The sequence below is a fragment of the Acinetobacter sp. WU_MDCI_Abxd143 genome (assembly GCF_025514195.1).
Classification (GTDB): domain Bacteria; phylum Pseudomonadota; class Gammaproteobacteria; order Pseudomonadales; family Moraxellaceae; genus Acinetobacter; species Acinetobacter pittii_H.
This window is the reverse complement of the sequence record NZ_JAHPTH010000024.1, coordinates 1-14,255: the sequence shown is the minus strand read 5'-3', so window position 1 is coordinate 14,255 and position 14,255 is coordinate 1. Positions and strand designations below refer to the sequence as shown.

Annotated in this window: 12 protein-coding genes and 1 pseudogene; 1 reads left to right on the top strand and 12 read right to left on the bottom strand. The window is 36.7% G+C overall.

Annotation, left to right across the window (positions count from 1 at the left end; translation table 11 throughout):
• From KTI79_RS18840 to KTI79_RS18820, 5 genes and pseudogenes are all read right to left on the bottom strand, one after another.
• Positions 1-380, bottom strand: a pseudogene (locus KTI79_RS18840) (protein FilE); the annotation flags it as partial.
• Positions 374-2,038, bottom strand: a complete 1,665-nt coding sequence (locus KTI79_RS18835; RefSeq protein ID WP_002115895.1) for an OmpP1/FadL family transporter — start codon at positions 2,036-2,038, stop codon at positions 374-376. The gene KTI79_RS18835 and the pseudogene KTI79_RS18840, both read right to left, overlap by 7 nt.
• 18 nt (positions 2,039-2,056) lie before the next feature.
• Positions 2,057-3,226, bottom strand: coding sequence for a transporter (locus tag KTI79_RS18830; protein ID WP_199937251.1), 1,170 nt, complete (start codon positions 3,224-3,226; stop codon positions 2,057-2,059).
• Between the two features lie 45 nt (positions 3,227-3,271).
• The gene (locus KTI79_RS18825) at positions 3,272-4,105 is read right to left on the bottom strand and encodes a C39 family peptidase (RefSeq protein ID WP_002115878.1); all 834 of its coding nucleotides are present in this window, start codon (positions 4,103-4,105) and stop codon (positions 3,272-3,274) included.
• 300 nt (positions 4,106-4,405) lie between these two features.
• Positions 4,406-5,281, bottom strand: a complete 876-nt coding sequence (locus KTI79_RS18820; protein WP_032055165.1) for a DUF6160 family protein — start codon at positions 5,279-5,281, stop codon at positions 4,406-4,408.
• A 355-nt stretch (positions 5,282-5,636) separates the two neighbouring features.
• Between KTI79_RS18820 and KTI79_RS18815 the strand changes: the two genes are divergently transcribed.
• Positions 5,637-6,989 (top strand): anthranilate synthase component I family protein, encoded by a 1,353-nt coding sequence (locus KTI79_RS18815; RefSeq protein WP_032055164.1) that lies wholly within the window; start codon positions 5,637-5,639, stop codon positions 6,987-6,989.
• A gap of 3 nt (positions 6,990-6,992) precedes the next feature.
• On the opposite strand, the gene hisC is transcribed toward KTI79_RS18815, so the two are convergent.
• The 7 genes from hisC to KTI79_RS18780 all read right to left on the bottom strand — a co-directional run bounded on the left by hisC (position 6,993) and on the right by KTI79_RS18780 (position 13,833).
• Positions 6,993-8,078, bottom strand: a complete 1,086-nt coding sequence (gene hisC, locus KTI79_RS18810) for a histidinol-phosphate transaminase (RefSeq protein ID WP_032055163.1) — start codon at positions 8,076-8,078, stop codon at positions 6,993-6,995.
• Between the two features lie 69 nt (positions 8,079-8,147).
• Positions 8,148-9,437 (bottom strand): histidinol dehydrogenase, encoded by a 1,290-nt coding sequence (gene hisD / locus KTI79_RS18805; RefSeq protein ID WP_086375895.1) that lies wholly within the window; start codon positions 9,435-9,437, stop codon positions 8,148-8,150.
• 106 nt (positions 9,438-9,543) lie between these two features.
• Positions 9,544-10,227, bottom strand: a complete 684-nt coding sequence (gene hisG, locus KTI79_RS18800) for an ATP phosphoribosyltransferase (protein WP_005071248.1) — start codon at positions 10,225-10,227, stop codon at positions 9,544-9,546.
• Positions 10,227-11,483: a UDP-N-acetylglucosamine 1-carboxyvinyltransferase gene (gene murA / locus KTI79_RS18795; protein WP_086375896.1), complete on the bottom strand. Its 1,257-nt coding sequence runs from the start codon at positions 11,481-11,483 to the stop codon at positions 10,227-10,229. Before murA ends, hisG begins: the two co-directional genes overlap by 1 nt.
• Positions 11,484-11,489: 6 nt before the next feature.
• Positions 11,490-11,741 carry a BolA family iron metabolism protein IbaG gene (gene ibaG, locus KTI79_RS18790; RefSeq protein ID WP_002115399.1) on the bottom strand — a complete coding sequence of 84 codons (252 nt, stop codon included), beginning with the start codon at positions 11,739-11,741 and terminating at the stop codon, positions 11,490-11,492.
• Positions 11,742-11,879: 138 nt separating this feature from the next.
• The gene (gene hpf / locus KTI79_RS18785) at positions 11,880-12,218 is read right to left on the bottom strand and encodes a ribosome hibernation-promoting factor, HPF/YfiA family (protein ID WP_005071251.1); all 339 of its coding nucleotides are present in this window, start codon (positions 12,216-12,218) and stop codon (positions 11,880-11,882) included.
• A gap of 166 nt (positions 12,219-12,384) precedes the next feature.
• Positions 12,385-13,833 carry an RNA polymerase factor sigma-54 gene (locus tag KTI79_RS18780; protein ID WP_086375897.1) on the bottom strand — a complete coding sequence of 483 codons (1,449 nt, stop codon included), beginning with the start codon at positions 13,831-13,833 and terminating at the stop codon, positions 12,385-12,387.
• Positions 13,834-14,255 lie beyond the last annotated feature (422 nt).

Sequence of the window (14,255 nt, the reverse complement as noted above, 5' to 3'; positions counted from 1 at the left end):
GCAGTCGGTGCAGTCGGTGCAGTCGGTGCAGTCGGTGCAGTCGGTGCAGTCGGTGCAGTCGGTGCAGTCGGTGCAGTATTTAATTTCTTTTGTGGGGGTTGCACCATTTTTTTTGGTGCATCTATAGCTTTTTCTTTAGAAACTTTTTGAGCTGAATCAATTATAGTTTTATTAGATGGATTTTGGGATTGTATTTCCATTTTAGGAGATATCTGTCTTTTTTGATCAACGTTTTTACTCGGTACAATCATAGGACGCCCATCAGGACCTATAATCGTGTAAAAACCGTCTGCATAAGATACAGACACACTTGCCATCACAACAGATAAAATTGAGATAGCAAGTTTAGGGCGAAACATCCATTTATATTGTCTTACCATTTTGTTCTATAACTCAAACCAAGCACTGTAACTTTAGTATTTGTTTTTACATCTAAACCCGCATAAGGATTTAATAAGATATTATCGACACCGCATTTATTCGATAAAGTACTTGTACAAGCTGGTATATTATCGCGACTGCGTAAGAAACCAACTGAAAGGTCTAAATCCGTATCTGCATCAAAACGGTATCCTAATCCTAAACCAAACAACTGTGCATTGTTAATTGGAACCATGGTATTGCGTTTGTCATTAGGAATAGCACTAGCTCGCGGCTCATAACCAGCTCGTAATTTTAGACGATCCGTTGCCGAATACTCTAAACCAATCCCCCAACTCCATGGTGAAGTAAATTTTAATGGTAATGCTAAAGAGTTATCAGTCACATCATTAGATAATAGTTTTGCTACTTTAAGTAATGAGATTTGACGATCAAATTCAAATTTAAATTTATCCCATGCCGAATAATCTGTCCATCCAACATCAAAATTCACTTGTAGGTCTGGCAAGATCTTGTACTTAATACCTGCCTGAAAATGTGCAGGATATTCTAGATCCATTGCAACTAAACCTGATTCAATATCAGGCACATAACCAGGAAGACCTAAAATTCTAGCTAAAATTTGACCTGTAGCAGAGGAATTCAATCCCTTAATCAATTCTTGAGGTGCTTTAGCATTATCAATTAAGTATTTGCCTTTCATACGCATCTTGGCTGAACTTTGATAAACCATACCAAAGCCAAAATCATCTGTCGGTTCCCACAACAAGCCCAGGTTATAACTTGGACTTAAAGACTGCTCCAATGAAACTTGTAAAGCTCCCATTTTATTAAATGGGTTCATTCCTTCCTGAGCATTACACATACCAAATAATAACAAGTCGGTAATCATGTCATTATTATTCTTAAATGGTGCGCAAACCACTTCATCAACCATACGCAATACACCAAGCATCTCATTTGGAAAGCGAAGATCAGTTTTCAATGCTAGTGCGTTATAAGACATACCAATTGAGGCACCAATTGATAAGTGATCGTTTACTTGAAAACCAAAAGATGGGGATAAATATGTGATTCGCTCTACTGCAACTTGCTGCCCCATATAGTTACCAGCATTTCCATTTTCTGCCCCAAAACCAGCAACCAATGGTGCATATATCGCCGTTGCATAAGTTACTTTTGAGCCAGGTGGTTTGTAAGCAATTCCTGCAGTAGGAGCAACCAGTGGGTAACCTTCCCCTAAATCAACCATTTTTTTAAGGATAGGGACATATAAGCTAGCGTATTCAACATCACCACGCACAGGTCCCTTAAAATCTGTACAAATATTAGCAGTCACTTCTGGTCCATCATTACAGACGAGAGGATCATCTGAATAACCAAAAATATTGTAGCCAGGGGGAGCTGAAAACTCGCGTTGAATATCAAAATTAGCAAGAATACCCTGTACATCAGTTTGTAGCCCATCAATCTTGGCTAACGCTGCAGGGTTAAAATGAACAGCACTAATACCTGGTGGATCTGCTGTTACAGCATTCCCCATCGATAATGAACGAATATCAACAGCTAGGTTTTGTCCTAATTGAGCATTGGCAAAGCTAGAAAAACCAGAGATCACAATTGCCACTGTTAAAGGACATAATTTAGGATATTTCACCTGCCTATCTCCTTATTTTTATTTTTTGCGCAAACCTAAGATATCTAGCGGGAATGACAAACCAAGTGAAACATCTGGTGCATCCTCTGTTAAACCAAAGCCAACTGTACCGTTAACAATCGTATCAGGTGAAACGCGTACCCCCAAAGCAAAAGCCATCACCGCACTACTCTGATCTGGTGACTGATATGATTCACCATTTGCAAACTGAAACTCTGAATTTAAGTTAAAGCTTTGTTGGTAAGACATGGTTAAGGACACATCATAGTTAAAGGAATAGGCAAAACCGAAAGAGAATCCTCCACTGATTCCAGGATCAAAAGATTCTAAAATCCGATTACCACGTACCTGATTTAAACCAGTCTCTTTAAAACCATAATTAGCAGATGCTGAAGCAAATAAAACCACCGGATCGATATATTTACGAGTACTTGCTCCTAAACCTACAGAGTAATAACCTTTACCAGTTGAAAGTTCATTTTGAGCAACTTCATATGGACTATCGCCAGTTTTAGTAGAAACGCTACCAAACAAAACTAAAGGTAAGCGTCCTTGTTTCAATGGGAAAGGTTCCCAACGTGCACCTAATGAAATATCCCCTAACCCTGCAGTATCTGAATCACTAGCAATATCAGATTTAGCAACAAGAGGTACAGTCGCTGAAAGTGTTAAATTATCTAAAACACCATATTGAGCTGTAAAACTGTTGGTCAATGTATGCTGAGCATCTTCCCTAATACTCAATCGACTAATACTAGAATTATCATCTCCTAATGCTAAATCTAAAATACTATCGCGGTAATAGGTATAATCGAGATCATAATATGTTGAAATTTCGCCTTTTTTAATTAATGAATATTGTCGTTCATTCGAGGTAAAAACTTCTTGTAAATTGGTCTCTTGGCTCGCATCTCCTTCTTTTTTCTGTAAAGCAGTCGCGGCTTGATTTGCTTCTGGATTAGCTGATGTAGGTTCAGATCCAGTAGTGGTAGATCCATTAGTCGGAGCTAATGCATCTTCTTGCACTGAATTTGATGTTGGCGTTACATCTGATACCGTGGTCGCTTCAGAAACAGCTGTACTATTTTGTACGTCTGCTTGTGTAACTTGATCATCTGCATAAAGTGTACCTGTAATAGCACTCATGCTTAATGCCAATACACTCATCTTCATCCATCGATTATTCATATTTCTTCCCACCCAATTTATTTATTTTACTAAATCAAATTTTCATTACTTACGTTTGTAATAAAGACGCATATAAGTTTCTATCGGCTGATTATGATTGGAAGAGTGACTATCATTATCCAGAACCCTTCGCATTGTTGAGGCTTTATTTGCTAAACGATCATAATTAAACGTTGGATATTGCACATCCACAAAGGCATAACGGTTAACAGTTGCATCTTCCACATGACGCATATCAGCATCTTTCAATGTTAATAAGTCTTTACGCTGTGATTCAGGCACAGAAATAACAAATAACGTATTATTATCCCAAACCTCTTTAAAACGATTTTCATCAAAGCTGATATTGCCTAAAGCAGGATCAGCTACATAGACTCGTCCATCTTTATAAGCTTTATATACGACAAAATGTTTAAAACCAGCATATGAAATAGGAACAATCGCAGGTTGACCTAATTTAACTAAATCCGAAAACTCCCCTCGATAACCGCCACTATCCAAACCAATAGCAGTTACGAAACGCTTCATATCAAGTAGTGAAAAGCTACGGCGTTCAATAATTCGTTGATACTCACCATACTGAAGTAAACCACTCATTGTTTGTTGTTCAGTTAAGCTTGTACCCACATAACCATTCAACAAAGTTGTAAGTGCAGCTGAACCACAGCTATAGTCATATGCTTGTCGAACAATACCGCGAAATTGATCTTCTATTGCAGGCTTAATCGTTACTGGCTCAATATGATTACGCCGAAATGATAAATTACGTGAATCGGCAGTCTCTGTATAATAAACAGTTCCCGGTGGCTTTTTTTCTATTTCGAAGGCTTCTGTCGCAAAGTAATATATCAATGCTGAGCCCAAAGCAATCTCTAACATAAGCACTTGTTCTAAATGGTGGCCTAACTGGCCTTATTCATTTTATTCTTAGAGCAATAGCTCTACATCCCTGTGTGTTGAAGATACCTTTTTTTTTGAAAAAAACAGCCTTTTTTTACTTTTTTTTGATGAACGTTTAGTTTTATAAAAATAAAGAGACTTTTATAGTTAATTTAAATTAATTCTTAATTTAACGGCTTATTTTTATCAATTAAAATATATTTTTATATAATAGAAATATATGAGTTAATAAATTAAAAAAGCGCGTATTAAACGCGCTTTTTTATTAAAATTTTTAAATTAGTGACCAGAAATTGTAATTGTAGAGGTACCAACATTAATACCTTGGATTTCAACATCACCAATTGAAGCAGCAGTATTTGAACCTAAACGAATACCCTGTGCATAGACATTCATGCCTTGAGTACTATTATTTTGAATCTTCAATCCAGTCGGCACAACAGAAATGTCAGCATTCACATCTAAGTTACCAGTTGTATTACCAGCACCACGGACCATAACTTTATCAAGGACAATTTTACCACCGCCAGCAGCATCATTAATACCTAGGTTAGATAAAGTTAAACCACCTTGCAAACTTGAATTTACTTTAATCATTGCACCTTGTGGTGTAGCACCTAATTGAACATTAGCTGAAATAGCGCCTAAAGATAAATCTAAACCAGAAAGAATTTCAGTTGGAGCTGCTTCTGTAATACCACGTACAGCAGTAGTTTCATTTAAAGTACCAGAACTACCAACACCAATAGAACCAACTTTTACATTAACTGCACCTACATTTGCAGCAACGTTTAAAAACGCGCCATTTGTAGCAGATGCACCAACGCTATCAATTTTAAGATCTAATAAATTCTGTGTCGTATCTACCTGCGTAAGAGTTATCGCTTTACCACCAGTTGCGGTTGTACCTGTGATTGTAATTGCACCTGCAGTTGCTGCAGCGCCAGTAATACCAGTAGCAGGATCCAAACCATCATTGTCATGAATAAATAATTTATCGATAGAAATACCGCCAGTACCCAAAGCGATACCGATGTTAATACCATCTTGACCAGTAGCAGCACTAAGCGCAGCATCGTCCATTGACTGCATTGCCATTGCATTTGCGCTGATAGCTAAAGAAGAAACTAAAGCAAGTTTAGTGAACATTTTCATTGAGCACTCTCCCAAGAGCATTTATTTTTTGACTTTAACCACTCTCATTGTCTCAAGTCGCATTTTTCTTTATATGGCAACCGAAACTTCCAATCCTTGAGTAGTTTTGCTTAGCAATTACTAAATTACATCTACGTTACTTTTTGTTCAACTAGTGTTGTGCATTTTTTGCCAATTACCCGACAAACGGTACACCTCAACTTTTACTTCATAAATGATCATGAACATATAAAATCTTAAGCTGTAATTGTGCTTGTTTTATCAGCAAAAAGCTTTCCAATTAAAACTCTTCCTCCTGATGAACTATGACTTGTAGTAAACTATGTTCTCTCATTAACCACTACCTTATTTAAAAATGTCTCAGTTAAAGAAAAAAATCTCTTTACATGGTAAAAGTGCTGCCGATATTTTAAAAAAGTTACACGGGTTAACTGGGCTTATTTATTTAAATGACAATGACAATCCAATTATTGGATTTCTTCCTCAAAAATATATTCTTTTTCAAGATGAAAGTTATTTTGAGTTTCAACATCAAAATTTTAATGAATATAGAAATATATCAAAATTAAATCACTTAATAAACTTTACCCAATTTAAAGAGAATAATTCACAAGGAAATATTAAATCTACGACAAGTTTTACAGGAGGTTATATTGGTTTTATCAGTTATGATTTTTCTGCTCATCAGTTTATTGACATACGAAACCACATACAGCCCTCTTTATTCTTAGGACAATATCGCTCTTTTTTAAAATATATAGATAATGATTGGTATTTTTTTAGTGATGAATCAGATGCACTTGAGCTATTCTCATATATTGAAAATAGAATAGAGAATTCTATTTCTAATCATTCTAAAAATATATTTGAATTAAAAACTACTATTCAGCCAAGATGGTCTAAAAAACAATATTTTGATGCTTTTAATAAAATACAAGAATATATTAAAGCTGGTGATTGCTATCAAATTAATTTAACCCAAGAATTTAAAGCTGATTTCAAAGGATCTTTATTAAATAAAGCAGCAGATTTATGGAATCTTACTAATGCACCATATGCAGGCTATTTAAAGTTAGATAATTTTGAATTATTAAGTTGTTCTCCCGAGCTTTTTATTGAGTTCAATCAAAATAAACAAATTAAGACAAGACCCATTAAAGGAACAATGCCTCGCTATAAAAATGTAGAAAAAGATTTTATTTCAAAACAAACCTTAAAAAACTCTCAAAAAGATCAGGCAGAGAATGTCATGATTGTTGATTTATTACGTAATGATTTGAGCATTTATGCCAATACAGGATCAGTAAAAACAACAAAACTATTTGAGATTGAAAGTTTCAATCAAGTACATCACATGGTAAGCGAAATCGTTGCGACCCTTAAAGATGACGTCAATCCTATGGAAATGCTGCTCTCTGCCTTACCTGGAGGATCAATCACAGGTGCTCCGAAAATTCGGGCAATGCAGATCATTGAAGAGTTAGAGGAAGCAGCAAGAGGTGCATATTGCGGCACATTAGGCTATTTCAATTTTGATGGTACAGGCCGCTGGAATATTCTTATCCGTAGTTTTCAACAATATCAGAATCAGCTTTCTTTATGGGCTGGCGGTGGTATTACAATTGCATCAAATGCTGAAGCAGAATATCAAGAGAGTCTTGATAAAGTCTCTGCTATGCTGAACCTAATGAACAACACAGCAGAGTAAAATTTACAGAATATCTTGTTTTAATGTTTGTACTAAACGCTCATTTTGCTCATCAGTTCCTACTGTAATCCGTAAGAATTGATTAATACGCGGCTTATTGAAATAGCGCACAATAATGCCCTGCTCACGTAATTGCTGTGCGAGTTGGCCTGCATCATGCGATGAATGTGAAGCAAAAATAAAGTTCGCTTTAGATGGCAAAACTTTAAAGCCTAAAGTAGTTAGATCATCTACTAGCTTTTCACGACTAGAAATAACTTTCTGGCATTGCTCTTCAAAATAAGCTTGATCTTCAAAAGAAGCTACCGCCGCTGCAATTGCAAAACGGTCAATAGGGTATGAATTAAAACTATTTTTGACAGCTTCAAGAGCTGCAATTAAATGAGGCTGAGCAATCGCAAAGCCAACGCGTAAACCCGCAAGTGAGCGAGATTTCGAAGTTGTTTGGCACACAACCAGATTCTCATAGTGGTTTACCAAACTAACAGCGGATTCTGCACCAAAATCAACATAGGCTTCATCAATCACCACCACTCGATCTGGGTTAGCTTTTAAAATTTTTTCAATTTCTGCTAAGCCTAGTGCAATACTTGTTGGTGCATTAGGATTCGTAATAATAACCCCACCATTTGGCTGCACATAATCTTTAACGTCTATCTCAAAATTATCATTGAGTGGAATTTCTTTAGTTTTTGTTCCAAAGAACTGACTATAAACTGGATAAAAACTATAAGTGATATCTGGATACAGAATCGGTTCATCTTGAAGAAAAAATGCTTTAAAAATATGAGCAAGTACTTCATCTGAGCCATTACCAACGAAAACTTGAGATACCTCAATATTCTGTTGTTTAGCAATTGCTTGTTTTAAAGCTGTTGCATCTGGATCTGGATATAAACGCAATGCATCAGCTTGCTGAGTTAAAACTACTTGAACTGCGTCAACTACTTTTGGAGATGGCGGATATGGATTTTCATTCGTATTGAGTTTCAATAAATTCTGAATTTTAGGCTGTTCACCAGGAACATAAGGCTCTAACTCACGAACTTCTGGACTCCAAAAGCGCATTTGTGCTGTAGATAAAGTCATGGTCTTATCTCAAAAAAGGGCTGAAATTCAGCCCTGAGCAATAATTAAAAAACTATAAGGCTTATAAGCTTATTGATAACGATAGCGAGCTGAGCGTGCATGGGCATCTAAGTTCTCTTGGACAGCTAATATGTCAGCTGTCTTAGCTAACGATTTGACTCCATCTTTCGAACACATAATTAAGCTCGAACGTTTTTGGAAATCATAAACACCTAATGGAGAAGAAAAACGAGCCGTTCCAGACGTTGGTAATACATGATTTGGACCTGCACAATAGTCACCGATTGCTTCAGGTGTATAACGTCCCATGAAAATTGCTCCAGCGTGACGAATATCTTCACTCATAGCCTCGGCATCATCTAAGCAAAGTTCCAAATGTTCTGGTGCAACTTGGTTAATCAATTCAATTGCTTCTGCACGGTTTTTGACTAATACCAAAGCACCACGGTTTTCAATTGAAGTTCGAGCAATATCTGCCTTTGGCAATTCATTTAAATGCTTTTCAATTGCCAACTCGACCGCATTAAGCAAAGCTTCATCAGGAGTAATAAAAATTGCTTGAGCAACTGTGTCATGTTCAGCCTGAGATAAAACATCCATAGCTAACCAATCTGCATTATTTTCACCTTCTGCATATACTAAAATTTCAGAAGGTCCAGCAATCATATCAATACCGACCTGACCAAATACAGCGCGTTTGGCAGCTGCGACAAAACGATTTCCAGGACCAGTAATTTTATCTACGGGTGGAATGGTCTGAGTACCATAAGCAAGAGCTGCTACAGCTTGAGCTCCCCCAATGGTGAATACTCGACTCACTCCTGCAAGGTAAGCTGCCGCTAGAACCAATGGATTTAGTTCACCGTTTGGGGCAGGAACAACCATAATAATTTCAGGTACACCTGCAACGTGGGCTGGTACAGCATTCATTAAAACTGAAGATGGATAAGAAGCTAAACCGCCTGGTACATAAATACCGACACGGTCTAGAGGTGTCACTTTTTGTCCTAATGTATTGCCCAAATCATCTATATAAGTCCAGCTATCTTGTTTCTGAGCTTCATGAAATGTACGAATACGAGCTGCTGCTAACTGAAGAGTATCGCGAATTTCTGGATTTAAATTATCAAAAGCAGTTTTAAGTTCTTGTTGAGATAATTCTAAATCTGAGAATTGATGCGCTGGATGTCGATCGAACTGTTGAGTGAGCTTTAAAACATGATCATCACCATGCTGACGAACATCAGCAATAATTTGATCTACTGTTTGCACTAAATTAAGATCATTTACAGTTTCAAATGCTAAAAGCTCAGCAAAAACCTGTTTGAAGTTCTGATCTTGAGTCGATAAACGTCGCATCAATTTACCCACAAGGCGAAAAAGAAAAACCAAGTTTACTCTTTTTCTAAGCGCTTGTGGGCATCATCTGAAGCAACTATCACAAAAGCGTGATGGGAAATTGCTTTTAACGTGATTGAACGGCTTGCTCAAGCTGTGAAATGATTGGATTTAATAGAGTTTGCTTACGTTTAAAACTAGCTTTATTTACAATTAAACGTGAAGAAACTTTGCAAATTTCCTCTAATGGCTCAAGACCATTCGCTCTTAGCGTATTACCAGTGTCGACCACATCGACAATGTAATCACCCAAACCCACCAAAGGCGCTAACTCCATAGAACCATAGAGTTTGATCACATCGACTTGCTCACCTAAGCTTGCATAATACTGACGTGTAAGATTGACATATTTCGTGGCAATTTTTAAACGGCCTTTTGGACGTTCCATTCCCACTTTACCAGCAGTCATTAATTTACACTTAGCGATTTTCAGGTCAAGTAGCTCATATACATGCTGAGCGCCATGTTCCATCAACACATCTTTGCCTGCTACACCTAAATCTGCTGCACCATTTTCTACATAGGTAGGCACATCAGATGCACGTAAAATCAAAATACGTACTTGCTTATGCGTAGTAGGAAAAATCAGTTTGCGGGACTTTTCCGGATCTTCGAGCAAATTAATACCCGCTGTAGCTAGTAAAGGTAACGTCTCTTTTAAGATACGCCCTTTACTGAGTGCCAAGGTCAAACCATGATCAAAATTGCCCATCACATCAAAATTAGGATCATCGTTTCTTACATCATTCATTAACTTACTCGCTTAATTTTGGCACCTAAACCTTGAAGTTTCTCTTCGACATGCTCATAACCACGGTCAATATGGTAGATACGGTCAATTAAGGTATCTCCTTCTGCCACTAAAGCTGCCAAAACTAAAGAGAATGAAGCACGCAAATCTGTTGCCATTACAGGTGCAGCCTGTAAAGTTTCTACTCCAGTTACGACAGCATCGTGACCTTCAACCTGAATATTAGCACCCATGCGTGACAATTCAGGAACATGCATAAAACGATTTTCAAAAATCGTTTCAGAGATAGTTGCAAATCCACGACCAATAGCGTTTACAGCCATAAGCTGAGCTTGCATATCTGTTGGAAACTCTGGATGTGGCAAAGTTCTAAAACTTACAGCTTTAGGGCGTTTGCCTAACATATCAAGTTCGATCCAGTCATCACCACGAGTGACTTCAGCACCCATTTCTTCAAACTTATCCAAAACAGATTCAAGTAATGCAGGGTCGGTATGTGTAGTCTTGACACGACCGCCCGTAATTGCAGCAGCTGCCAAATAAGAACCCGTTTCGATACGATCAGCTACCACAGCATATTCACAGCCATGCAAACTTTCCACTCCAGTTACAACAAGAGTATCAGTATCAAGTCCTTCAATCTTGGCGCCCATTTTAATGAGCATTTGAGCAAGGTCAGTGATCTCAGGCTCACGAGCTGCATTACGAATAGTCGTAACACCATCAGCCAGTGTAGCAGCCATTAAGATGTTTTCAGTACCGCCAACGGTAACCATATCAAAAACAACTTCGCCACCTTTTAAACGACCTTCGACTGAAGCATGGACATAACCATTTTCAACTTCAATATGTGCACCTAAAGCTTCTAAGGCTTTTAAATGTTGATCAACTGGACGTGATCCAATTGCACAACCACCTGGTAAAGAAACTTTCGCATTACCGTAACGCGCTAATAATGGTCCTAAAACCAAAATTGAGGCGCGCATTGTTTTCACTAGTTCATATGGAGCAAACTGATTATCTAAAGTAGAGGTATCAGCTTTTACTGTGTCATTTTCATAGCCGATTGTAACCCCTAAACCACCAATCAACTTGACCAAAGTATTTACGTCTTTAAGATTTGGAACATTAGTGATCGTAATTGGAGAGTCTGCAAGAATAGTTGCAGCAAGTAATGGTAAAGCTGCATTTTTAGCACCAGAAATGCGCACTTCCCCGTCGAGCTTAACACCACCCGTAATTAAAAATTTATCCATTAATATTTAAGCTCCGAAAAGGCTTGCTTTACGCCATTCATCTTTGGTCATTGCACGAATTGTTACCGCGTGAACTTCGCCACTTGCAATATAAGTATTTAATGGTGCATAAACTAATTGTTGGCGAGCAACAGTACGCTTACCGTCAAATTGATCATCCACAATACGGAGGTCAAATTTTCCGGCCTGTCCGCTCACCGCTACTTCCGCTTCAGGGAAAGCTTCTTTTAAAATTTGAGTGAGCTGTTCACTATTCATTGCAAAGACCTCTGACGCAACCTAAGGTGTAAAACGAAGTATTTTACTATAACTTTTTCAAAGAATTCAGTACGTGTTTATATTTTATCAATAAAAAAGAGGCTATGTTTCAAGCCTCTTCCAATTATATAAAACTTATTAAATAGAAACAGCAACTTGCGAATAAGTGCACTGCATTTTCCGATATTTTAATAATTGTTTTTTTAATTTTTCAGTTAGTTTTTTAATTGAAGTATACATATCATCAGCAGTTGCCTGAGCAAACAACTCAATTCCCGGCAATCTTACTATAGCCTCTGCAACATGGTTTGAACTACCTTTATGAGAGCGCTTATCAATTTGATGATCTTTTGTTAATTTAATCTGCATACTATTCACCTGATCTAGATGTTTCGTTAACTGATTAAATTTTGATTTAATATTTTCTTCTATAGCTGGTGTAATTGCTAAATGATGTCCACGAATCGTTATTTGCATAATTCTATCCCTCACCTTTTTTAGGTTATCTAAAGAAGAACCAAAACGATTTAATGCTATCAAAAGAAAACTTGGGACAATTAAACCATTTTAGTTACTCTCTTGGTGAAAATGAAATTTCATTATTTCGTCATAATGAATCTCTAGAATAGCCATACTTCAAAATTCAGATCAAGACTTTTCTTTCAGACGACGAAGGAATATGTAACGATTCTCGATATTTTGCGACCGTTCTTCGAGCCACTTCGATTCCCTCATCCTTTAACAATGTAGCAATTACATTATCTGACAAAGGCTTACGTGGATTTTCATTTGCGACTAGTTTCTTAATCATGGCCCGAATTGCGGTGGAAGAGGCCTCTCCTCCTGCTGTTGTTCCTACATGGCTAGAGAAAAAATATTTCAACTCAAACAAACCACGAGGCGTAAGCATATATTTATTTGTAGTTACACGAGAAACTGTAGATTCATGCAATTCGACTTCTTCTGCCACGTCTCGAAGAACTAGCGGCTTCATTGCTTCAGGACCTATTTCCAAAAAGGCTTTTTGATGCTCTACAATACAAGAAGCTACTTTTAATAACGTTTTATGCCTTTCATCAATGCTTTTGATAAAGTTTTTCGCCTCAAGCATTTGATTACGCAAATATAAATTATCCTCACTCTGATCTGCTCTACGAATCATACTTGAGTAAAAAGAATTAATTCTTAGTTTAGGAAGTATATCTGGGTTTAGCTGAACCTGCCAATGTAAATCTTTTTTTGAAACCACTACATCTGGAATTTGATAATCAGATTCTTGCTTATCAAAATCCATACCAGGATATGGTTTTAATGTCTTTAAAAGATCAATGGCAAATTTTAGTTGGTCTCTCGTTAGGCCCGTTTGTTTGAGTAACTTATTTAGGTCATTTGCTATTAAAAGATCATAATGGTGCAATAAGCTTTTTGCCTCGCTTAAGTACTCAACATCTTTTGGTAGAAATTCGAGCTGTACCTTTAAGCATTCTGCTAAATTACGTGAACCAATCCCTAATGGATCAAGACGTTGAATATGCTTCAAAACAACGAAAACTTCATCCTCTTCAATCTCTTCTTCAATATCCATTTCATTTAGCAATTGTTGTGCTGCTAAAATTATTTCTTCTATTTCAGCATCTAAGAAACCTTTATCATCTAATGCATCGACAATACAATAAGCAATTAATTGATCTATTTTAGAGAAATGCAAAAGATTAACTTGCTCTAAAATGTGTTCCTTCAGAGATAATTGAACTTGGCGATTATCCTCTCGTTCTTCAAATTCTGGAGTAGCTAAAGCCGTTGATTGATGTGTATAAACATCATCCCACTCGGTATCGACTGGCAAATCATCAGGCAAATGGTTTGCATTTAGTTCAGTTGTCAAATCATCTGATTCTTTACTTTCTAATGTAGCCAGACTTTCCGTTAACGAATCTTCTTCTATTTTTTCAAGTAAAGGATTACTATCTAATTGAATTTGAATTTCCTGTTCTAACTCTAAACTAGAGAGTTGTAATAAACGAATTGCCTGCTGCAATTGAGGTGTTAACGATAAAGAATTCGTAACTTTCAATCCAACAGATAATTTCATATATTTTAACTTCCATAAAACAAGCAAAAATCATGCCTATTCAACATTTATAACATATAGTCTCTATTTGTCCTACATATCAAACTGAAATTTTTAGAAGAAAAAATAGTTTTTTCCAATTATAGACATAATTTTATTAAATTAATTCTATAGAACATGGTTCCCAACAAGAGAGACACAAAATCTTCTTATAAGAATTTAATTAGAAGGGGCTAATCCTTTTCTAATTTTATTTAATTAAATACTCTTTCTATCTATATTTTTCTATTAAATTTAAAGATTTAAATCCATAAATCTAATTTTAATATATTTTAGGCATAAAAAAACACCCCCATTCATTGGAACGGGGGTGTTTAGAATAATGAGCTGGCGATGACTTACTCTCACATGGGTAACCCCACACTACCATCAGCGCTAAGAGG